General features: G+C 61.3%; 21 protein-coding genes and 1 tRNA gene. 12 read left to right on the top strand and 10 right to left on the bottom strand.

Going from position 1 to position 21,544, the window contains the following annotated elements; genetic code table 11:
* Positions 1 to 95: 95 nt before the first annotated feature.
* The 3 genes from DDZ17_RS19890 to DDZ17_RS19880 are packed head-to-tail and all read right to left on the bottom strand — an operon-like array spanning position 96 to position 3,281.
* A complete protein-coding gene (locus DDZ17_RS19890) occupies positions 96 to 512 on the bottom strand; it encodes a hypothetical protein (protein ID WP_116368731.1) in 417 nt (138 codons plus the stop codon).
* Complete coding sequence (locus tag DDZ17_RS19885; RefSeq protein ID WP_241505974.1) at positions 509 to 1,138, bottom strand: class GN sortase; 630 nt, start codon at positions 1,136 to 1,138, stop codon at positions 509 to 511. Before DDZ17_RS19885 ends, DDZ17_RS19890 begins: the two co-directional genes overlap by 4 nt.
* Positions 1,131 to 3,281, bottom strand: a complete 2,151-nt coding sequence (locus DDZ17_RS19880) for a marine proteobacterial sortase target protein (RefSeq protein WP_157976754.1) — start codon at positions 3,279 to 3,281, stop codon at positions 1,131 to 1,133. The genes DDZ17_RS19885 and DDZ17_RS19880 overlap by 8 nt, the downstream gene beginning before the upstream one ends.
* 190 nt (positions 3,282 to 3,471) lie before the next feature.
* On the opposite strand from DDZ17_RS19880, the gene pdsR reads away from it, so the two are divergent.
* Entirely contained in the window at positions 3,472 to 4,167 is a 696-nt protein-coding gene (pdsR, locus tag DDZ17_RS19875; protein WP_116368728.1) for a proteobacterial dedicated sortase system response regulator, read from the top strand.
* A complete protein-coding gene (locus DDZ17_RS19870; RefSeq protein WP_116368727.1) occupies positions 4,164 to 6,233 on the top strand; it encodes an ATP-binding protein in 2,070 nt (689 codons plus the stop codon). The genes pdsR and DDZ17_RS19870 overlap by 4 nt, the downstream gene beginning before the upstream one ends.
* A 7-nt stretch (positions 6,234 to 6,240) precedes the next feature.
* Here DDZ17_RS19870 and DDZ17_RS19865 read toward each other — a convergent pair whose 3' ends face one another.
* Both DDZ17_RS19865 and uvrB read right to left on the bottom strand, forming a co-directional pair.
* Positions 6,241 to 6,528 (bottom strand): hypothetical protein, encoded by a 288-nt coding sequence (locus tag DDZ17_RS19865; protein WP_157976753.1) that lies wholly within the window; start codon positions 6,526 to 6,528, stop codon positions 6,241 to 6,243.
* Between the two features lie 60 nt (positions 6,529 to 6,588).
* Complete coding sequence (uvrB, locus tag DDZ17_RS19860; protein ID WP_116368725.1) at positions 6,589 to 8,610, bottom strand: excinuclease ABC subunit UvrB; 2,022 nt, start codon at positions 8,608 to 8,610, stop codon at positions 6,589 to 6,591.
* 163 nt (positions 8,611 to 8,773) lie between these two features.
* Between uvrB and DDZ17_RS19855 the strand changes: the two genes are divergently transcribed.
* The 9 genes from DDZ17_RS19855 (at position 8,774) to DDZ17_RS19830 (ending at position 15,282) form a co-directional block, all read left to right on the top strand.
* Positions 8,774 to 8,849: transfer RNA gene (locus DDZ17_RS19855), tRNA-Asn, on the top strand.
* Between the two features lie 366 nt (positions 8,850 to 9,215).
* Positions 9,216 to 9,443, top strand: coding sequence for a DbpA RNA binding domain-containing protein (locus tag DDZ17_RS19850; RefSeq protein WP_206613602.1), 228 nt, complete (start codon positions 9,216 to 9,218; stop codon positions 9,441 to 9,443).
* Positions 9,444 to 9,590: 147 nt separating this feature from the next.
* On the top strand, positions 9,591 to 10,835 hold the full coding sequence (locus DDZ17_RS19845) for an HlyD family secretion protein (RefSeq protein ID WP_116368723.1): 1,245 nt from the start codon (positions 9,591 to 9,593) through the stop codon (positions 10,833 to 10,835).
* Positions 10,835 to 12,955 carry a peptidase domain-containing ABC transporter gene (locus DDZ17_RS19840; RefSeq protein WP_116368722.1) on the top strand — a complete coding sequence of 707 codons (2,121 nt, stop codon included), beginning with the start codon at positions 10,835 to 10,837 and terminating at the stop codon, positions 12,953 to 12,955. The genes DDZ17_RS19845 and DDZ17_RS19840 overlap by 1 nt, the downstream gene beginning before the upstream one ends.
* Positions 12,956 to 12,995: 40 nt before the next feature.
* Positions 12,996 to 13,238, top strand: a complete 243-nt coding sequence (locus DDZ17_RS22540; protein WP_157976752.1) for a hypothetical protein — start codon at positions 12,996 to 12,998, stop codon at positions 13,236 to 13,238.
* Positions 13,239 to 13,387: 149 nt separating this feature from the next.
* Complete coding sequence (locus DDZ17_RS22535; RefSeq protein WP_157976751.1) at positions 13,388 to 13,621, top strand: hypothetical protein; 234 nt, start codon at positions 13,388 to 13,390, stop codon at positions 13,619 to 13,621.
* A gap of 73 nt (positions 13,622 to 13,694) precedes the next feature.
* Complete coding sequence (locus DDZ17_RS19835) at positions 13,695 to 14,147, top strand: hypothetical protein (protein WP_157976750.1); 453 nt, start codon at positions 13,695 to 13,697, stop codon at positions 14,145 to 14,147.
* Positions 14,148 to 14,245: 98 nt separating this feature from the next.
* Entirely contained in the window at positions 14,246 to 14,497 is a 252-nt protein-coding gene (locus tag DDZ17_RS22530; RefSeq protein ID WP_157976749.1) for a hypothetical protein, read from the top strand.
* Between the two features lie 368 nt (positions 14,498 to 14,865).
* Entirely contained in the window at positions 14,866 to 15,282 is a 417-nt protein-coding gene (locus DDZ17_RS19830; protein ID WP_116368720.1) for a DUF6524 family protein, read from the top strand.
* Positions 15,283 to 15,354: 72 nt separating this feature from the next.
* Here the strand turns inward: DDZ17_RS19830 and DDZ17_RS19825 are convergent, their stop codons facing one another.
* Complete coding sequence (locus DDZ17_RS19825) at positions 15,355 to 15,675, bottom strand: hypothetical protein (protein WP_206613601.1); 321 nt, start codon at positions 15,673 to 15,675, stop codon at positions 15,355 to 15,357.
* Between the two features lie 221 nt (positions 15,676 to 15,896).
* Between DDZ17_RS19825 and DDZ17_RS19820 the strand changes: the two genes are divergently transcribed.
* Positions 15,897 to 16,493 carry a DUF502 domain-containing protein gene (locus DDZ17_RS19820; protein WP_116368718.1) on the top strand — a complete coding sequence of 199 codons (597 nt, stop codon included), beginning with the start codon at positions 15,897 to 15,899 and terminating at the stop codon, positions 16,491 to 16,493.
* 13 nt (positions 16,494 to 16,506) lie between these two features.
* Here the strand turns inward: DDZ17_RS19820 and DDZ17_RS19815 are convergent, their stop codons facing one another.
* The 4 genes from DDZ17_RS19815 to DDZ17_RS19800 form a co-directional block, all read right to left on the bottom strand.
* Positions 16,507 to 17,388 carry a LysR family transcriptional regulator gene (locus DDZ17_RS19815; RefSeq protein ID WP_116368757.1) on the bottom strand — a complete coding sequence of 294 codons (882 nt, stop codon included), beginning with the start codon at positions 17,386 to 17,388 and terminating at the stop codon, positions 16,507 to 16,509.
* A gap of 72 nt (positions 17,389 to 17,460) precedes the next feature.
* A complete protein-coding gene (locus DDZ17_RS19810; RefSeq protein WP_116368717.1) occupies positions 17,461 to 18,420 on the bottom strand; it encodes a DHH family phosphoesterase in 960 nt (319 codons plus the stop codon).
* A gap of 40 nt (positions 18,421 to 18,460) precedes the next feature.
* Complete coding sequence (locus DDZ17_RS19805) at positions 18,461 to 20,449, bottom strand: polysaccharide biosynthesis protein (protein WP_241505973.1); 1,989 nt, start codon at positions 20,447 to 20,449, stop codon at positions 18,461 to 18,463.
* Between the two features lie 130 nt (positions 20,450 to 20,579).
* The gene (locus DDZ17_RS19800; RefSeq protein WP_157976748.1) at positions 20,580 to 21,389 is read right to left on the bottom strand and encodes an MraY family glycosyltransferase; all 810 of its coding nucleotides are present in this window, start codon (positions 21,387 to 21,389) and stop codon (positions 20,580 to 20,582) included.
* Between the last annotated feature and the right edge of the window lie 155 nt (positions 21,390 to 21,544).

Raw genomic sequence — 21,544 nt, 5'->3', positions numbered from 1 at the left:
TCAGTCGACGGAAAGCGCAGTGTTCCCGCCGGGTGAAAATTTTGAGGGCGGGGATGGTAGCACAGGCAGCGCCGGCACGTCAGCCGGCGCGGGTATCAATTCATCAGCGCCATCAATGGCTGGCTGCAGCGCGGCACGGAGAAGCTCTCGTGCTCGCGAAACACAGACACCAATTCAATCGCCCCCACCAGGTGGCGGCTGAGTCGCCCCAGCTCGCAGCTCGGCACCTGGTATTCCAGGTGCTCTTCGTAGGCCACACTGCTCAGATCGTACTGCGCCAGTACCCGCTGGGGCAGGATCATCCTCACCACGTAACCGGCACCACAGGCGGGCACCGCCCACTGCCGGGCGATCATCTCTGCGTAGCGCTGCTGCAACTTGAGCTGGCAAAAATACTCGCCGCCCTGACCCGGCACAATCCGGCGCCAGGCGGCTCCCTTCAGGGCGGCGAGTTGAGCGGGCACCAGGGTCTGGTAAACGGCGAGGGTGTGCAGGCAGGGTAAGGGCTTCATAGGGGGATTACTCCTTGTGCTGCGGACAGGGGGGAGAAGGCTTGCCACTCGGCGCCGGCCGGCTGGGCATGAACGACATAGCGCAGCGGGCCGCCCGGGCGAATGGCATCGAAGGGATAGCAGGTCACCAGTTCCAGCTCGGCCGGCCCAAAGTGCGAGGGGGCGGCCACTGGCTGGCGGCTGTCCACCACCCGGGATTCGGCCACCCGGTACTGCAGCAGGCGGCCATCGGGCAACTCAACACTCAGCGACATGGCCGGCACCAGATGCTGCAAAAAGCGGAAGTGGGTATCGCGGTGGCCGGCGATGACGGCGGTACCGCCCTGCCCCGGCTCGACGCCGGCGGCATCCAGCCCGGGGCCAAAGGCCAGCGCATTGCCACTGGCGCCGGCCAGCACAAACTGGTCGATACCCAGCTGCGGCACCCGCAGGCGCGCCACCGGCCAGGTGTCGGCCCAGGGCCAGGGCTTGTGCACGCCACCTTCGGCCTGGGTAGCCGCCCAGGCCCGCGCCATCAGGTGCGGCGCCAGGGCGGCCTTGGCGTAAATCAGCCCGGCACCGGCCAGCTCCTTCAGGGCCAGGGTACACAGGGCAATCAGCAACCAGCTGCGGCAGCGCTCAAACACGGTCCTGCTCCGGGCGGCGCATAACATGCACCAGCAGCGCAATGAACAGGGCGAAGCAGCCCAGGAAGGCCTTGGCCGGCCCGGTGGTGGCGGTGTTGGGATAGGCGTAGGGCTGCGGACCCTGCCCGCGCGGGCGGGTGTTGGGCACAATGCCGGGGCGCAGCGGCGCGGTGGGCTCGCGGGATACGCGCTCCTCAATGGCCACAAAGCTGGTGTAAGGGCTCAACAGTTGGTGCGCCAGGGCAACCTCCAGCACCTGTTCGCGAATGCGCTGCTCAGGCTCCCCGGCGGTTTTGAGCGCCAGCAGCCCGGCAATTTTGCTGCGCGCCCACACACTCGCCACGCCATCGTGCTGGGTATTGCCCGGCTGGGCCGGCAGGGCCAGCGCGCTCTGCCAGTGTTCGCCGGCAAGGTTCGCCGACACACTGACCTCACCGGCCGGCAAAGCACCCACAAAACGCACCGCCTGGACCAGCGGCTGGCCGCGGTACAGATCCGGCACCCGGTCGGGCCAGGCTTCTACGGCCTGGGGCCATTGCACGCTCACATCCGCGGCCAGCGGCGCGGCAATGCGCGCGAACAGTTCCGTCATCACCGCCGCGGCTTCGCCAATGTCGCCCACCTGCACGCTGAAGCCGCGCCCAGCCTGTGCCGCGCGCTGCATAAACCAGTGGTTGGGCGCAGAACCGATGCCCACGGTAAACAGGCGACTGGCGCCAAGGCGCTGCTGGATCAGTTCGAACAGTGCCTGCTCGTTGCCCACCGCGCCGTCGGTGATGAAAATCACCTGCCGCAGCAGGCCGCGCTCTGCCTCGGCACCGGGGGCCAGCGCCCGTTCCAGCGCCGGGCGCATTTCGGTGCCGCCGCCCGCTTCAAGGTGCCGCACAAATTCGCTGGCCTGCTGCAGGTGGTGGCGGGTGGCGGGCACGGCGCCGGCAAACAGCGGCCGCACACTGTCATCAAAGGCCAGAATGTTAAAACGGTCAGCGGGGCGCAGTTGCCGCAGCGCCAGCGCCAGCGCCTCACGCGCCTGCTTGATGGACACCCCGGCCATGGAGCCCGAGACATCCACCACAAACACCACCTCACGCGGCAGGTTGGCCTGCTGCGGCGCCAGCTCTGGCGGCAGCACCATCAACAGGCCGAAGGTCTCCCCCGCCACCTGCTGGGTGAACACCGCCGCACGCGGCATGGCACCGGTCACCGGGCGCCACTGCAGGACCACATCGCGGTCCATCTCCACCGGCCCGCTGGCCAATTGCAGCTTGTAACGCTGGCCGTCCCGCGCCAGGCTCAGTTCGTGGTACAGGGCCTGCACCTCGGCCAGCGGCATGCCGGCGTCCAGCTCAACGGCAAGGTGCAAGGGGTTGAGCGGTGCACTATCAGAGCCCGGCTGAGGATAGAGGTAGGGTGTGATGGCCGGTGCGTCTGGCACCTGGTCTGTGGGCGGCGCCCATCCGGTGTACTCACCACTGGGGGCCGGCGCGAGCGCCGCAACCTCGGCGGCCGCCGGCGCGGCCCGGGAAACTCCCGGGATGTAACGCGGCGTCAGCGTTGTGGGAATGCGCAGGGCAAAGCGCCCGGCACTGTACTTGGCGGTTTGCACATACTGCAGGCGAACCGTGACCTGCTCGCCAGGGGCAATGTTGGCTATGCGATTGCTAAACAGATTAGGGCGCTGTTGCTCTACAAGGGCGGCCTTTTTACCGGCCGCACGGGCCTGCTGGTAAAGGACTTTCGCCTCTTCCCGCTCGCGCACCTTGCCGATCACCACCCGCTCGCCCACCTGCATCTCCAGGTGGCGAACGGCGGCATCCTCCGGTAGCGGGAAGCTGTAAATGCCCTCCTGCCAGGCCTGCGTGGTGTTCTGGAACACCTGCTCCAGCTCCACCACCGCCAGCATGCCCGCAATGCGCACATCAAGCCGCGACTGCTGGGTAACCGCCGCCTGATAACTGCCGCTCACCTGATCGTGCCAGCGCATCTGGCCGGCACCGGGTACCTCATTGCCCTCGACGACTGCGCTTGCCCGCACTGGCGACACCGTCGCCAGTAGCAGCGCCAGCAATAGCCCGGTGGCCGCCGGCAATGCCCGAAAGCAGAACCATTGCCCAAGGCGCTGCCAGTTTGCGGCCTCGCTCATTCCCTGTTGTGTGTACCCGTATTGCATTGCCTGCTCTCCCGCTGGATTTTTTGCTATTACAGCGGGGCAATGTGGTATTGGGCCGATGCAATTCGGGCTAGGTGCTGATCAATTGTGGCGAATTGTGGCAGCCGCTTGAGCTGGCAGGGCCTTTCTGGAACCATGCGCTGACGCCTATCGGACGCACCCCATGCCGCAACACATCGCCATTGTTGAAGACGAAGCCAACCTGGCCGCCAACTACCGGGACGCCCTGCAACGCCAGGGCTTCAGTGTTGCCCTGTACGACAATCGCGTGAGTGCCGCCGAGGCCTTTGCCCAACGCCTGCCGGACCTTGCCATTATCGACGTGGGGCTTGGCGACGAGTTTGAAGGGGGCTTTGAATTGTGCCGCGACCTGCGCAGCCGGGCACCGGAGCTTCCCATCGTGTTCCTGACCGCCCGGGATTCTGAACTGGATATTATCTGCGGCCTGCGCCTGGGCGCCGACGACTACCTCACCAAGAACATCAGCCAGCCCCACATGCTGGCGCGCATCACCGCCCTGTTGCGGCGGGTAAAGGCCCTGCGCACACCGGAAGTGCGCGAGCACCGGGTAGAGCGCGGCGCCCTGCTATTGAACCTGGAGCGCATGACCGCCAGCTGGCGCCAGCAGGCCGTGGATTTAACCGTGACCGAGTTCTGGATGGTACACGCCCTGGCCCGCCACCCCGGCCACGTGCGCAACCGCCAGCAACTCATGGAGGCGGCCAACGTAGTGCTGGACGACAACAGCATCACCTCACACATCAAACGCATACGGCGCAAATTCCAGGTGGCCGACGGCGAGTTCAACGCCATTGAAACCGCCTACGGTATGGGCTACCGCTGGGTAGAACGCGAGTGAGCCTGCGCCGGCAGCTGCTGCTGGTCAGCCTGCTGTTGCTGACCCTGCCCTGGGCCGGCTGCCAGTTTTTGCGGGAGACAGAAAGCACACTGCGCCACGCCCAGGTGATTGCCCTTGAGGCCACCGCCCAGGCGGTGGCTGCCAGCTTTGCCGACCAGCCCCACCGGCTCTACCCGGACATCGCGCGGCTGCATGAAACCCCGGAACCGGCACGCAGCCTGTATGCCAGCGCCGCCACCGCGCCCATTATTGTGGATGGCTACGCCGATGGCTGGCCGCAACAGTGGAGCGGCGAGTTTGCCAATCACCAGGGCGACGGCACACCGGCCTTTCGCTACCAGGCGGCCACCCGGCTTGGCCGCCTTTACCTGCTGCTGGCGGTCCGCGACAACCAGGTGGTGTACGACAACCCGGGGCTGTCGCCCGAACCCAATGGCGACCGGCTGATACTGCGCACCTGGCTGGACGGCAAGCGGCAGGAATACGCCATCGCCACCGCCGCCCCCGGGGATGTGCGCGCCCGCGCCACCGGCCGCCGGCATCCCGGGGTGAACCCGGGGCAGATCCAGGGCGTATGGCAGGACACCCGCGAGGGCTACACCCTGGAGCTGCAACTGCCGCTGAACATCACTGGCAACCGCCTTGGCCTGCACATTGTGGATGTGGACGGCCGGGGCAGCCCGCTCACCGCTGGCAACTTCACTCCCCTGGAGCAAACCGCCCCACCCTGGCTGATTTACCCGCCGCAACCGCTGCAGCAGGCGCTCACTGCCTTTTCCGAGCCGGGGCGAGACCTTGCCGTGTTCGACAAACAACAGTGGCAATTGTCCGCCGTTCACGCCGCCAGCAGCGACGCTGACGCAGGCGACGCCGGGCAACGGCCCTTCTGGCTGCTGCGCTGGCTTTACCGCCGCATCCTGTCCCAGGCGGACATCCCGCCCCTGCCACAAACCGGCGCCGACGGCCACATGGCCGCCGACGAACTGGCGTCGGCCCTTGGCGGCAACATTGCAAGCCACTGGTACCGTGAAAACGGCGACCGGCAGCGCAGCACACTGTCGGTGGCGGCGCCCATCCGCCATGCCGACGCGGTGATGGGGGCTGTGGTGCTGCGCCAGAACAGCGAGGAATACCTGGCCCTCACCGACCGCGCCTTCAGCAAGTTGCTGGGCTACAGCCTGCTGGCCACGGCCCTGGCCGCGCTTGGCCTGCTGGGCTACGCCAGCCTGCTGTCCTGGCGCATTGGCCGGCTGAGCCGGGCAGCCGGCAAGGTGGCCCAGCGCGGCAACATCGTGACAGAGCACTTTCCGCGCAGCCACGCCCGCGATGAGGTGGGCGAACTGTCCCGCCGCTTTGCCAACCTGCTGGAGGAACTGCGGGGCTACAACGAATACCTGCAGACCCTGAGCCGCAAGCTGTCCCACGAACTGCGCACGCCCATTGCCGTCATCCAGTCCTCACTGGACAACCTGGAAGCCGATGCCAATGCCGGTGAGCAAAGCGTTTACCTGCAGCGCGCCCGCGAAGGGCTGGACCGGCTGGGCCGCATGCTGACCGCCATGACCGAAGCCAGCCAGATTGAAGAGAGCGTGCGCAGCGACATGCTGACAGATGTCGACCTGGTGCCCCTGCTGCACCAGATCGTGCCTGCCTACCAGAGCGCCTGGCCGGATTACCGTTTCAACCTGCAATGCGATACAGAAACGGCGCCCTGCCTGGCCTCCCCCGACCTGCTGGTGCAGGCGCTGGACAAACTGGTGGACAACGCTGTGTCATTTTCCGCCCCGGGCGGGGCCATTGTGTTATCGCTGACCGATGCCGCGGGCAGCTGGCAGCTGGCGGTGATCAACCACGGCCCGCCGCTGCCCACGCACCTGCAGGGGCAGCTGTTCGAGGCCATGGTATCGCTGCGTGACGACCGGGCCCGCTCCGGCATGCACCTGGGGCTCGGCCTTTATATTGTGAGAATTATCGCCGAGCATCTGGGCGGCAAGGCACTGGCGCACAACCTGCCCACCGGCGATGGCGTGATGATGGCCCTGCGCCTGCCCAAAGGCGGGCTCTGACGCCCCCTCAGTCCTCGTCTTTGCGCAGTTTTTTATCGCGCTTTTCGTGGCGATCCTTCATGTCGTCCAGTTTGTCGTCGGCACCATCGCGCACATCATCCACCTTGTCGCCAAGGTCATCTTTGGCACGGTCTGCCGCCCGGTCCACATCGCAGGGGCCATGCACACCCACGGTTGCCTCCATGGCGGCGTTTCGCGCAATCTTTTTCGGGTCGCAATCAATCAGTTCCGGCTTGGCCTGCACACCAGCGGCGGCTACCAGCAGGGCAAGGGCGGGAAGGCAACGAATAGACATGATCATTCTCCGGTGTCGATGAAAAACATGCACTGACTATAGCCCAGCGTGGGCGCTGCGCTAACTGACAAATGCCAACTGCTTCAGCTCCGCCACCTGGTCGCGCAGTGCAGCCGCCTCTTCGAACTCCAGGTTTTTGGCGTGCTCCAGCATCTGCGCCTCCATCTGCTTGAGCTTGCGGGACAGCGCCTCCGGGCTGAGGCGCGATACCTCGTCCGCACTGTAGGCCAGCTTGTCTTCCGCCACCTTGCGCCCCTTGGCCTTGCCCCGGGTGGGCATGCGCCGGGCGCCTTCCATAATGTCTTTGATGGACTTGGTAACGCCCTTGGGCGTTATACCGTGTTCAGCGTTGTGCGCGAGCTGCTTCTCGCGCCGCCGCTCGGTTTCCGCCATGGCACGCTCCATCGAGCCGGTCACTTTATCGGCATACAGAATGGCGCGGCCGTTCAGGTTGCGCGCAGCGCGGCCGATGGTCTGGATCAGGGAGCGGTCGGAACGCAGGAAGCCCTCTTTGTCCGCGTCCAGAATGGCCACCAGCGACACCTCCGGCATGTCCAGCCCCTCGCGCAGCAGGTTGATGCCCACCAGCACATCAAACTCCCCCAGGCGCAGGTCGCGGATGATCTCCACCCGCTCCACCGTGTCGATATCCGAGTGCATGTAGCGCACCCGCACATCGTGCTCGGCCAGGTACTCGGTGAGGTCCTCCGCCATCCGCTTGGTGAGCGTGGTGACCAGCACGCGCTCCTGCTTTGCCACCACCGTGCGGATTTCGGCGAGCAGGTCGTCCACCTGGGTACTGGCCGGGCGCACCTCCAGTTCCGGGTCCACCAGGCCAGTGGGGCGCACCACCTGCTCCACCGTGCGCCCGGCGTGCTCCAACTCGTAGGGCCCCGGCGTGGCCGTGACAAAGATCGACTGGGGCACCAGCTTTTCCCACTCCTCAAAGCGCAGTGGGCGGTTGTCCAGCGCCGAGGGCAGGCGAAAGCCGTATTCCACCAGGGTTTCCTTGCGCGAGCGGTCGCCGCGGAACATGGCGCCAATCTGGGGTACCGTGGCGTGGGATTCGTCGATAATCACCAGCGCGTTGTCTGGCAGGTATTCAAACAGCGTCGGCGGCGGCTCGCCGGGCGCGCGCCCAGACAGGTAGCGCGAGTAGTTCTCCACCCCGTTGCAGTAACCCAGCTCGCGAATCATCTCCATGTCGTACTTGGTGCGCTGGCCAAGACGCTGGGCCTCCACCAGCTTGCCGGCCTCGTTGAGCTGCTTGAGGCGCCCGTCCAACTCCACCTCAATCTGCTCCACCGCACCCAGCATCACATCGCGGGATGTCACATAGTGGCTCTTGGGGAAAATCGTGACGCGAGGCACCTTGCTTTCAATCGCCCCGGTCAGGGGGTCGAAGAAGGTCAGGCTCTCGATTTCTTCATCGAACAGCTCCACCCGCACCGCCTCGCGCTCCGAATCTGCCGGGAAAATGTCAATCACATCGCCCCGCGCTCGGTAGGTACCGCGCTGGAAATCCACATCATTGCGGGTGTACTGCAGCTCCGCCAACTGGCGCAGAATGTGGCGCTGGTCGATGATCTCCCCGCGCGACAGGTGCATCACCATCTTGAAGTAAGACTGCGGGTCGCCAAGGCCATAAATGGCCGACACCGTAGCCACCACAAGACAGTCATCACGCTCCAGAAGCGCCTTGGTGGCGGACAGGCGCATCTGTTCAATGTGGTCGTTGACCGATGCGTCCTTCTCTATATAAGTATCGGACGAAGGCACATAGGCTTCCGGCTGGTAGTAGTCGTAGTAGGAGACGAAGTACTCCACCGCGTTGTCCGGAAAGAACTCCTTGAACTCCCCGTACAGCTGGGCCGCCAGCGTCTTGTTGTGCGCCATCACAATGGTCGGGCGCTGCAGCCGCTCCACCACATGGGCCATGGTGAAAGTTTTGCCCGAGCCGGTAACCCCCAGCAGAATCTGCGAGGCCAGCCCCGCCTGCACCCCTTCCACCAACTGCTCGATGGCCCGGGGCTGATCCCCGGCGGGCTCGAAGGAGGAACTGACTTTAAACGCTTTGGACATGGCGGCGCTGCAACTGGTCGAAAATTAGCCGTTAATTATCATCGACTTAAGCTCGGATTGCAGCCTTTCAGGCGCCCGCAAAGCCCTGCGAAAATAATCCGCCACGAAGTGTTGACCAGGGCAGGGTCCATCATTAATATACGCGACCTCTGGTTAACGCCATTCCGCCTTAGCTCAGTTGGTAGAGCAAATGACTGTTAATCATTGGGTCGCTGGTTCGAGCCCAGCAGGCGGAGCCATACAACAGGAAAGCCCTAAGATGTAGTGTCTTGGGGCTTTTTTGTATCTGGCAGATTAGCTCCGAGCGCCGTTTTGACCACATTTTGGTCACAAATTGGTCACGGCTCTATGGACGCGAATCGCAGCTACATCTACACCATCAATGGTAATCACCACTTCCGCCGCCGGCTAGGCGACAGGGACTTACGGGGCCCACTCAAGACCGCCCGCAGGTATCCGGCAGCAGCGGCCTAGCTGGCACTCTGTTCATTGACAAGGAAGGCCACAAGCTGGCGAAACTGGAAGCCCTGCTGGATCGCTCCACCGAGCACGCGCCCCTGCCCCCCCACACACTGCTGAAAACGCCGGGCTACAAGCCGCCGATGGTGAGCCTGGAAATCGGCGCCGGCAAAAAGCCGAAGCTGCGGCCCGGCGATATCCTCGGTCCCCTGACCAGCGAGAACGGCATAGACGGCAAACAGGTCGGCAAAATCACTCTCTACGACAACTGGCTCTGCGTGGCGGTGCGGCGCAGCGAAGTGGACACCGCGCTGGACAAGTTGGGACGGGGCAAGGTAAAGGGGCGTAGTGCCCGAGTGCGGCTTCTGGAGTAATCGCAGGGGTACACCCAGTCACCCTTTCCCACTGGCCAAATCTGGCTGATTTGATTTCCTTCTTTTCTCTCCCACACGACTACGGTTAGACATGCGGTCCTGGCACTCGGGCCACGGACGAACAGTGATCAGGGAAGATCTCGATTCATGCAGTTATTTCGCCCCGAGGCGCTGCAAGCACAGCGCAAGGCAAAGCACGGTAGCGCGCTGTTTGCGCCGCATGCTGCGCATACGGCCATCGTCAGCGCGCTGCTCGTGTGGATTGTCACCGCCGCTGTATTCCTTGCCAATACCAGCTACGCGCGCAAGGCCACGGTGCAGGGCTGGCTTGAGCCGCGCCAGGGCTCTATCCGGGTTTACGCCAGGGGCGAGGGCAGGATCGCCCGAGTTCTGGTCAACGAGGGCGAACAGGTTAATCGCGGGCAACCGCTGCTGGTCATCAACGGCGACACAACCCTCAAAAATGGTGAGCACCTTGAAGAACTGCTGCTCACCGAGTACCGACACCAGAAGTCCCTGCTGGAGAAGCGCTCGGCGAGGCAGCAGGTCATCGCCCTGCAGCGCGCCGAAGAACTGAAACACCGCATCCTGGCGACCGAACAGGGCCTCGCCCTACTGCAGGAGGAACTATCGACACTGGATCAGCGGCAGGCGCAACTTTCGGCCCGCATTAGCCGCCACCGCTCGCTAGTCGCTGCAGGCCACCTTGCAGAAGTCGAACTGGAATCGCTGCTGGATCAGCAGTTGCTTTACCAGGCGCAGGCCCAGTCGCTAACCCGCGAACGGGAGGAACATCGCGCACGCCTGGCGAGCGCCAAATCTCAACTCGAGCTGAGCTGGCGGGAGCATGAGGAGAGCGTGGACACCCTGGCTCTCTCGCTGAGTGAACTGTCCCAGAAGATCGCCGAATTGCGTGGACACCGCGCCTACGTAATCAAGGCTTCCGCCGATGGCCGCATCGCCAACCTGCAGGCCCGCCCCGGACACACCGCCCGCCAGAATCTGCCACTGATGACGATAGAGCCCGCCACCTCCGAGTTGGAAGCCCGGCTATTCGTACCGGTCGAGGCGTCCGGCTTCATCAGGGCGGGTCAAACCGTCAATATGCGGTTTGACGCCTTCCCCTACCAGAAATTCGGTGTTTACAGGGGAACCGTTCTCAGCATGTCCGACGCCGTATTGCTACCGGGTGAGATCATGCGCCCCGGCACACCGGTCAACGGCCCCGGCTACAGCCTGATCGCCAGGCTGGATACACACAGCATCCAGGCCTACGGCAAGTCGATTGCCCTGCGCTCCGGCATGACCCTGGCAGCGGATATCACGCTTGAAGACAGAAGTGTGCTGGAGTGGCTGCTGGAACCCATCCTCAGCTTGCGGGGGCGTCTCTGATGGCTACCGCCGGTGCATTCACCTTGCGCAGGCTGTCGGTGGAAAGCCTCGGCCGCATGTCACGTAAACTGCCCATCATCCACCAGAGCGAGCAGGCTGAATGCGGTATCGCCTGCCTGGCCATGGTGCTGGGCTACTATGGTCACCACTGTGAACTGAGGCAACTGCGAGACCGCTTCCGGATGTCGGCACAGGGAACAACACTCAAGGATGTGATGGCATGCGCCGACAACCTGAAACTCCAGTGCCGCGCCCTGCGGCTGGAGCCCGGACAGCTAGCCAACCTGCAGCGGCCCGGCATTCTGCACTGGGACATGAACCACTTTGTGGTTCTGAAAAAAGTCGGACGCCGGCATATCATCATTCACGACCCGGCTTTCGGCTACCGCAGACTTTCATTGGAGCAGGCCGGACAGCACTTTACTGGCGTTGCGCTGGAGTTGTGGCCGCGATCCGAATTTGTCCACAGCGATGAGCGCAAGCCCTTACGCCTGTCGGCCTTTATCGGACGGCGCGAAGGCCTGTGGCTCGCTCTCGCCCAACTCGTGGGGCTTTCCCTGGCCCTGCAACTTCTTGCCCTGCTTTCGCCGCTGTACCTACAAACGGTGGTCGACGACGTGGTGGTCAGTGCCGACACCAACCTGCTTGCCGTCCTTGCCAGCGCCTTCTTCCTGTTGCTTCTGCTGGAAACCGGCGTGAGCGCACTGCGCCGACTGATGGCACTGCAGCTAGCCAGCAGATTGAGCCTGCGTATGGCGGCATCACTGTTTCACCACCTGATTCGCCTGTCCTGCAGTTTCTTCGGCCAGCGCCACGTCGGCGACATCGTATCCCGCTTCAGCTCCCTGGACAGCGTGCGGGAGATCATCACCAACGGCATGGCCTCCGCCATCGTCGACGGCGTCCTGACTATCTCCACCCTGATTGTCATGCTCTGGTATGACGCCAAACTCACTGTGGTGGTGCTGGCGGCTGTCGCCGCCTACTGGTGTGTTCGCCTGGTCCTAATGGTGCGTATCCGGTCGCTTAGCGAGGAAAAGCTCAGGGTGGACGCCCTTCGGGAAACCAGCTTTATAGAGGCGGTGCGCTCCATTGTCTGGGTAAAACTGTTTCACAAAGAAGAGGCGCGACAGTCACGGTGGCAGAATTATCTGGTCGACAGCATCAATCGGGATATCGGCCTCGCAAAACTGGGCATCGTTGGCGACAGTGCCGGACGCCTTACCCTCGGTGGCAGCGATATCCTCCTTATCTATGTAGCCGCCGGTCAGATCATCGACCTGCACATCAGCATCGGCATGTTGCTGGCGTTCATCAGTTTCAAGCGTCATTTTGTCTCTGCCACCGAACGCCTAATTGACCAGATCGCCGAATTCAGGCTGCTCAAGGTTCACCTGGACAGGTTGGCGGACATCACCAACCAGCCGATGGAGAGCTACCATCACAATCAACTATCCAGCGGATATTCGCCTGAACTCAAGGGCGATCTTGAAGTTCGCCGCCTGGTGTTCCGCTATAACCAGAACCAGCCAGCCATTTTTAGCAATCTGAGCTTCTCGGTTCCCCGTGGCCATATGCTGGTGGTCTCCGGACAGAGCGGTCGCGGCAAGTCCACGCTGCTGAAGTGCCTGGCAGGCCTCTGTTCGCCGGATTTCGGGGAAATTCTGCTCGACGGAATACCAATCAATCATGTGCCGGATTACCGCAGCAGAATTGGGGTAGTTGTCCAGGGCGACCATCTTCTCAGCGGTTCGATTGCCGAAAATATCAGTTCATTTGATTCCAGCATTGATTACGAACAGATCGTCGCCGCCGCCAAAGTCGCCCGGATTCACGAAGATATCATGCTGCTACCGATGCAGTACAACACACTAGTGGGCGACCTCGGCACTGGGCTCAGCGGAGGGCAGGTGCAGCGTGTTTGTATTGCCAGGGCAATTTACCGGAAACCGGCTCTCCTGCTACTGGACGAACCAACAAATCAGATGGACAAGCAACTGGAATTTGATCTTTGGAGCGCGCTGGCTTCGATAAGAACCACGATTGTAGTAGTGACTCATTCCTCATCGCTGCCAATGAACGAGAATGTGGTTCACCTAGAATTCACACGCGACGTGTGAATGCCCATTGGATGGGATCAATCATTCCAAGGAGAGAGTTATGAAAGAAATTAGAAACAATCTGATGGAGCTTCACCCCAGCGAATGCGAAGCTGTTAGCGGAGGTATAGTCCCTATTGTTTTTGCCGCAATTTCAATGGCATCTACCACCACCGCGAGGACAATGACCTGGGCCCTTCTAAGTAGAGTTTCGGCGATGTACGGGGTATTCGATGCTGCTCACTATATGGGTGGAGGCGGCTCATCGGGTAGCAAGAAAACCGGAAACATAAGTGATCAATAGAAATCCATCGAAGAGCACTACATGTGCTCTGCAATGCTTAGAAAAGCTGTGCATTTTGTACTACTTTTAACCAGTCAAAAAACCAAAGCTAACTCAGGACATCCATAATGGGTAATCTTCGAAAATGCCCCAATTGTAGGAGATACAGTGTGGAAGAAGACGAAATTTTGGAAGGCGCCACATGCAAAGCCTGCGGCGAAAAGGTCGAGATCAACGCAGCTATTGCCATTTCTCTACCCGTTATTCTGGTTCTTTCGTCCATCTCAAGTTTTAGGCTAGGCCAGACAGCCCTGGGGATAGCCATTGTCATTGCTAGCGTTGTATACGCTTCTATGTGCGAGCGTATTAACTCAAAAGTTCTTCCCCTGAAAGTGTACAAGTAGCAATTGCCTTGTTTGCATCACCAGAAAATTTTAAATACATGATAGGGGCTCACTCTAAACTTTGAGCATTAGAATGGAAATGACTAAGAATGAGAGTAGTGGTTCTTCCTTAATTTTTCGGCACGGGATACTTTTCGTTATCTTTCTGGTCATCTCCACAAACCTGTGGTTACTGCACATCTTGCTCGGTTCCGAGAATCTTGCGAGCCTCTTCGTAGGAACTGTCTTTACGATTTTTGCGTTTCATTTTCTCTGTATGTGCGCCTTCGACAGGGCCTACCAACATGGAATCCTCTCACCTGTTTCATTGTCGACTCCAGGATCGAACAAACCCTACGCCTTCATCCTTCCCGCTGTACTGACAAGCTGCTTTCTCGTCAGCGCCCACTCGTACTATCTGGAAACCGGCACGCAGGATTTCGTCAACCTGACGGGCGCCGGCCTCGGGCTTGTCATGCTCATCTTGTTTGACGCAAAAATATACCGAAATGAGACGAAAACAGGGGGAGCCGCTACACAAAATTGACTCTCGCTTCAGTTGGCGGAGTCGAATACACGAAATTCGTACAGAAGTACGAATACCATTCGCAGAATGGTTAAATCATCAAAAAGGAAAATTTTGATATGGACATCAATATTTATGAAATGCGCAGTCTATCTGCCGATGAGCTAGAACAAGTGAATGGTGGCGTGCTGCCGGCAGTTGGGTTTGCTCTGGCATTAGCTAGTCACATTGGAGTAGGGACCACAACAACTGGCCTTGTCGGGCATTTTGCAACGGGGCTGGGTCTAGGCATCGCCACCTACACTATGATGGGACATTATGGTGGAGGTGGAGGTGGCGGTAAAAGTAGCTCAAAGTTCAGTAGTCACTGAACCCCGAAATAACCGCCTCACTACTATCTCAGGGTAGTGAGGCATTTCTTCCTAAGGCAAATGGAGAAAAATTGGGATGAAAAAATACTACGCCTCTATGTGGTATGCATTCTGCATAGCAGTCGCGTCGTTTTTTGCATATGTGAATGGAATAGATACAGGTGCAATAGTTAAGTCGGTTCTCATCGTCTCATTATTATTTTGCTTGATCCTATTGGTAAAAATAATGCTAAAGAAGCGAAAAGAGTAGAACTAATCCAATTGGTTGCGATCGCAGCTGAGGATGTAAATTTTCATCGGAAGCGGCTTGTTCACCGCGTCAATTTACATTAGCGTTCTGAGGTTTCCGTTAAAGGCGATTGTTGCGCATGGCAAACTCCTTCACCCCCACCAGTTTTCTGCTCCGCTGGCTCTTCGCGGCTGCGCTGGTATTTGGCACCTACAATCCGACGGATTACTCCTATGTCAGCTGGGTGCTGGCGGAGGATACGCATTTCGGGCCGGTGATTGCGATTGTCGGCCTGCTGCTCTTGATAGGGTGGATTATCTATGTCCGCGCCACCTTTCTTTCCATGGGTTGGCTCGGGGTAATTCTGGGAGCGGCGCTGTTTGGTTGCGTGGTGTGGCTGTTTGTTGACCTGGGCTGGATGACGCTGGACTCGCCCGGGGCGCTGGCCTGGGTGGCACTGTTGTTGGTGTCGCTATTGCTGGCGGTGGGGATGTCCTGGTCGCATGTGCGCAAGCGCTTGACCGGCCAGATTGATGTGGACGACGTTGAAGACTGACACGCACGGAAAAATACCGCCCCGGCCGGGGCGGCAATACAACAGTTAGGACCTGGTGGAAATTAAACGCGCTCAGTCGCTCAGGCTCACGCGCTGGGTGTTGCTGGCCGGCTCGCTGCGCAGGGCCACGCCATCGGCGGTCTGCAGTGCAACGCCACCTTCGTCATCCACCCAGCAGCTCAGAGTCTGGCTCTGCCCCTCGGCGGGGAACACCTTCAAGCGCAGACGATCGCCATCGCGCCGGTGCTGAATACCGTAAAGTCGGGTGCGTACATCCTTACCCAGCGCCTGCTCGATACTGCCGTTGCAAGCCACCAGGTTCTCGCGATCGCCCCGGTCTGCCAATGCTGAGGCTGATCCAGCAGCCAGCCCGACAACCACAATCATACTCATCAGATTTTTCATTGCTCTGCCTCCCTAGCAGTTGTTGGAGACAGCATAGCCCTAGCCATAAATACCTGTGATAGCCGTTTAAGACAGAGTGCGCTGCAATTTTGGACACCCCAGGCTCGGCCCCGGCCACACCGGCGGACCTGCTATTTGCCGGTACGGGTGCCAGGGCACGGCAACGCGCGCTATGCTGCCTGCCTGGAACAACACCTCGCGGAGAATCGATGAAGCGCCTATTTACTCTCGCCCTGCAGGGGCTTGCCACTGTGCTGCCAGTGGCGCTTACGCTGTATTTTGTGTACTGGCTGCTGGAGAAGATGGAGGCGGTAGTCAGCAAATTGATATTGCTGGTACTTCCGCCTGACCTGTATTTCCGCGGCCTGGGCATTCTGTCGGCGTTTATCATTCTGGTGGCCATTGGCCTGCTGGTGCGCTTTTACGTCGTGCGCTACATCCTGCGCCTTGGTGAGGCGCTGCTGGGGCGCATTCCGCTGATCAAATCCGTGTTTGGCGCCATTCAGGACTTCACTCGCATGTTTTCCTCCAAGCGAGAACAGGAGGCGCAATCGGTGGTGCTGGTGGAAGTGCAGGAGGGCAGGCACTTGCTGGGTTTTGTGACGGGCAGTGCTGTGGCACAAGCGCATTTTGCGGACCAGTACGCGGATCTGGTGGGCGTTTACCTGCCCATGAGCTACCAGATTGGCGGCTACACGCTTTACGTGAGCCCGGATCGCCTGCAACGGCTGGACATGCCGGTGGAGGATGCCATGCGTATTGCGCTGACGGGCGGCATTCAGAACGGGCAGGAGGACAAGCGCTAAGCGGCGCTTGCCATCAACGCGTATCCAGTTGGTGGCGGATGCGCTCAAATTCCTCGGCGATGATTTCACGCAACACCCGCAGGCGCGCGCTCATTCGCAGATCTTTGTGGGTCAGCACCCACATATCGGAATGGTGCACGATGGCCGCGCCGGGCACGCGCACAAGGTCGGGGTGGTGAAAGGCGGCAAAACAGGGCATGAAGCCAAGCCCCATGCGAGCCCGCAGGGCATCAACCAGCAGGTTGATGTTGGAGATGGAGTGGCGCACCGGCAGGTCGGGGAAGTCGGTATCTTCGAGCCACAGCTCCTTCTGCCCGGCAGGGTTCTTGCCGATCCAGTTGAGGTGGGCCACGTTTTCCGGGTCGTCTTTGCGCAACAGGTCGCGGTGTACGTAGGTAGAGGCCGTGATCGGCGACAGGTAGCGCCCGATCAGGTAGTCCGGCGGTTTGACGCCGGCGGGCATTACGCGAATGGCGATATCCGCCTCGCTGCGACTGAGGTCGAGGGCGTCGTAGCTCGGCATCAGCTGTAGCTCGATGCCCGGGTACTCTTCGGCAAAACGCGCCAGGCGCCTCATCATGAAGCCCATGCCCGACACATCCGGCGTGGTCAGCCGGATCAGCCCCTCCAGGTGCTGGTTGCCGCCGGTAATCTGCCGTTCAGCCGCCAGCAGCAGCTCCTCCACATGCTCGGCGGTGGGCAGCAAGCGCTCTGCTGCAGCGGTCATGCGATAGCCATCGGGCGTGCGGTCAAACAGGCGGGTTTGCAGCTGGTGCTCGAGTTCGTCGAGGCGACGGGTGACAGTCGAGTTGCTGACACCCAGTTCCTGGGCGGCCCCGCGAGCGGAACCGCGCCGCCCCAGCGCCAGCAGTACTTTGATGTCATCCCAATCCACGGCCACCCCCCACGTTGCTGCAGGGCATCTTCCGGCATGGCGCGTGGCAGTTCAAGTGCCAGGCGGCACGGCTCAGGCGTAAAAGGCCGCCAGTTTGTCGATGAAGTCCTGCAGCATGTCGGCCGGCAGGTCGTTGATGCCAGCGGCGGCTTTGCGCCCTCCCCCAGTGGGGAATTGCATGCACAACTCGTCGGCACCGGTCTTGTTGTTCAGGGGCGCACGCACGCTGACGAGGTAACAGCCGTTGGCCTTGGCGGTCAGCACGGCGTGGGCCCGGGCCGGGTCGGCGTTGGCCAGGTCGTTGCTGTAAACGCCGCTGACCCGGCGTGCCCAGGGCTCGTCGGGCAGCATGAAGACGGCGGCGCTGGCGTCGCGGTACTCCGGTGTCAGCGCTGCGGCGGCGGCCATGTCTTGCTGGTAGCCGCTCTCCAGCTTCTGGAAGTGCTCGCTGCCGTCACTTATGAAGTCAAAGGGGTCGGCGTACTGGCTGATCAGGCGATACAGCACTTCCGGTGCAAAGTGGAGGTCGTCCAACTGGGAACCGTAACCGTTGTAGTTGATATAGATGCCGAGGTTTTCCAGCTGCGCCAGACCCGACGCATCCAGCGCCAGCGGGCGCGCGATGCGGTGGGCGCTATCGCGCAGGTTGTCGCCAAAGGTGCCCACCACCGCCCAGCCGAGGAAGGCGCCACCAAGATGGTTGTTGACCAGCAGGCTGGTGCATACGTCCGGCGCAGTGTTGATTACCGCTTCCAGGCGCGGGTGCTCGGGGATATCCCCGGCAAAGTGATGATCACAGTAGAACACACTGGCCCCGTTCTGCAGGGCCGCCTGCAGGCCCGCCTGGTTTTTGTCCATGGAGACATCCAGCACCGTCACCAGGGAGCCGGGACCGGCCTCCACGCGGTCGAGCAGCTTGATATCGCGCTTCACCCCGGTCACCAGGGTTGCCTCGCGCGGCTCGGCGTTACGCAGTTGAGTCAGGGCACAGAGGCCGTCGGCATCGCCGTTGAATACGTCAAAGTGGGTCATGGGCAAATCTTATGGTTGGGATAAAAACCGGCAGCGGATATTACGAGGTTTTTTCGGGGAACAGCTCCTGAACGTTGGACGCCGCGCTGACGGGCGCCGGCTTGGCGAGTATACGCGCCGCGCGCCGCCCCACCTTGCCTTGCTTGCGCCACAGGTGGTCATAGCGCACTTCGTGGCCACCAAACCCACTGACTGCGGCATTCAGCACGGCGGTGATGCCGGCACAGTCCATGGCGTCGCAGTAGTGCATGAGGTCGGTGAGGTAGCGGTGCATCTGGGCGTAGCTGAGGCACTCTTCCTCTGCACGCATGATCATCGGATGCCCGGTACCGCTGACATTGCTGCCCAGCAGCAATTCTTCGCGGAGCTTCTCGCCAGGGCGCAGGCCGATAAATTCGATGTCGATGTGGCCGGCGTGGTGGCTATCGTGCTGCATTTCGTAGCCGCTGAGGCGGATCATGCGGCGCGCCAGATCGACAATGCGCACCGGCTCGCCCATGTCCAGCACAAACACATCGCCTCCGGTCCCCATGGCGCCAGCCTGCAACACCAGCTGCGCCGCCTCGGGAATGCTCATGAAATAGCGGGACACTTCCGGGTGGGTCACGGTCACCGGGCCACCCACTTCAATCTGCTCACGGAACAGTGGCACTACGGACCCGGATGAGCCCAGTACATTGCCAAAGCGCACCATGCAGAACCGGGTGCCGGTATGGCGCTGGGACAAGCCCTGCAGGATTAATTCCGCAAAGCGCTTGGACGCACCCATGATGTTGGTGGGACGCACGGCCTTGTCGGTCGACACCAGCACAAAGGTCTCAACGCCGGCCTTGCGCGCCGCCTCGGCAGCGTACCAGGTGCCAAACACATTGTTGGCGACCCCTTCGGCCACGTTGTACTCCACCATCGGCACATGCTTGTAGGCCGCGGCGTGGTACACGGTATTCACATCAAAGGTGCGGTAGATGGTTTCCAGCCGGCGCTGGTCCTGCACGGAGCCGAGCAGCACCACCATTTCCACCTGCACGTTGCGCTCGCGCATCATTTCGTTGAGCTCGCGCTCAATCTGGTACAGGGCGTATTCGGAGTTGTCGAGCAGAAGCAGTTCGCGGGGGTTGGACATCAATATCTGGCGGCACAGCTCGGAGCCGATGGAGCCGCCCGCGCCGGTCACCATCACGACCTTGTCGGTAATGCAGCGGTCAATCAGCTCAGGGTGCGGTGGCACCGGCTCGCGTCCCAGCAGGTCATCCAGGTCAACATCCTGGATCTGGTTCACGCTGGCCCGGCCAGCCACCAGTTCATTGATGCGGGGCACGGTCCGCACATGCACCGGCAGGCCCACCAGCGAGTCGATGATCTCGCGGCGCCGCTCCGGTGAAGCCGAGGGAACAGCCAGCAGTACCTGGGTGATATTGTGCTCGGCTATCAACTGCGGCAGGTCTTCCGCGCGGGCCACCTGCAAGCCGTTGATAACCGAGTGCTGCATGTTGAGGTTGTCGTCGACAAAGGCCACCACCCGGTACTGGTCACCGTGATGCAGGGCGGTCAGCAACTGGCGGCCGGATTCGCCGGCACCGTAGATGATGACGTTCTTGGACAGGGAGCGCAGCTTGGCCTGGTAGTAGGCCCGCACGCTGAGGCGGGACCCGCCAATCATCAACAAGGCCAGGCACCAGTAGATAAAGGGCATGGAGCGCGGCACTTCGGCGCGCGTAAAAAACACCGCCGCACCCAGCACGAGCGTGGAGTAGCTGACAGCAGTAATCACCGCCCAGATGGCCTGCTGGCCCATAAAACGGATAACGGCCCGGTACAGACCGAGCCGCAGGAAAATCAGCGCGCTGGCAAAAATGGTGAAACCGGCGCAGAGCAGTTCCACCGGCCCGAGGTTGAATTCGACATGGCCCATCCTGAACGCCACCGCCGCCCAAATGGCGATGGAGACGAAAACCATATCGAGCAGTAGCAGAAAGGCCTGTTTGATATTGCGGGGAAGTTCGATCAGCTTTTCCAGCCCATCACGCACGCTTCCGAGAGTTCCGGAAAGCACCTGCAGCGCGTAACTGGCAAGCCGATAGCGCAAATTTCCTCCCACTCCCGTTGGTCTAACAGAGGCACACTATGAATGTGTTTGTTGTGAGCCCGGAGCCGGGATATTACGTCATATCGGTCGTTTTCGCCATGCAAATCAAGAGCGGAGAATATGCCAAAGTTACAAGGAATAAACTGTACTCCTGATTCGTCTGGAGCAGCCAGGCAAGGGGGAAGAGCCACAGCGACAGCACCGCGATGAACGCAAAATCCACGCTCAGGTGGCTGCCCCAGTGGCGGCTGAGGCGCTGGTAGAGATGCTCCCGGTGCGCCTGCAGCACGTTGTCACCCCGCAACAGGCGGCGTATTAGCGTCCAGGTGGCATCTGTCAGGAACACCGCCAGCAGAATCAGCCACACCTCCGGCGCCAGGGCGCCATCGATGCTCCCCCACAACCACAGGCCGCCCAGCAAAAAGCCGGTGGGGATGCTGCCCGCATCACCCATGAACAACCTTGCAGGCGGGAAGTTCCACAGCAAAAAACCAAGGTGTGCGGCCGCCAGCAGCCCGCAGAACAGCGCATACTGGCTGGCACCACCGTAAACCCATGCCAGCAGCCCAGCGGCGCCGGCGGCAAAAAAGCACTGCAGCGCGGCTAACCCGTCAATGCCGTCCATAAAGTTGTAAAGATTGAGCCCCCACAGCAGCGCCAGCACCGCCGGCAGAACCAGCCACCAGTGCCCGCCCTTCGGCGGCGCGGCCAGCGCCACAACTACGCCCAGGCAGCACAGGCCGTAGAGCGCAAACCGCAGGCGCACCGAGAGCCCGCGGACATCATCCACCACCCCGAGCAGCATGAGAAACAGCGCAAACCCAAGCAGCCAACCGACCGCCGCGGGCCACTCAACCCCCAGCGTCGCCGCCAGCGCTGCCACCAGCGCCAGCCCCAGCACAATGCCCACGCCGCCCCCGTGGGGCGTTGGCAGGTCGTGGGAGCTGCGATGATTGGGGTGATCCAGCCACTGCCTGCGGCGCGCCATAGCGAGGTAGAGGCCGCACAACCCCGCCGAGGCGATGAACGCAAGGAATG

It is taken from the genome of Parahaliea mediterranea, from assembly GCF_003402235.1.
In the GTDB taxonomy this organism is placed as follows: domain Bacteria; phylum Pseudomonadota; class Gammaproteobacteria; order Pseudomonadales; family Halieaceae; genus Parahaliea; species Parahaliea mediterranea.
Note: the sequence above shows the minus strand (reverse complement) of the source record. Positions and strands in the feature narration are given on the sequence as shown.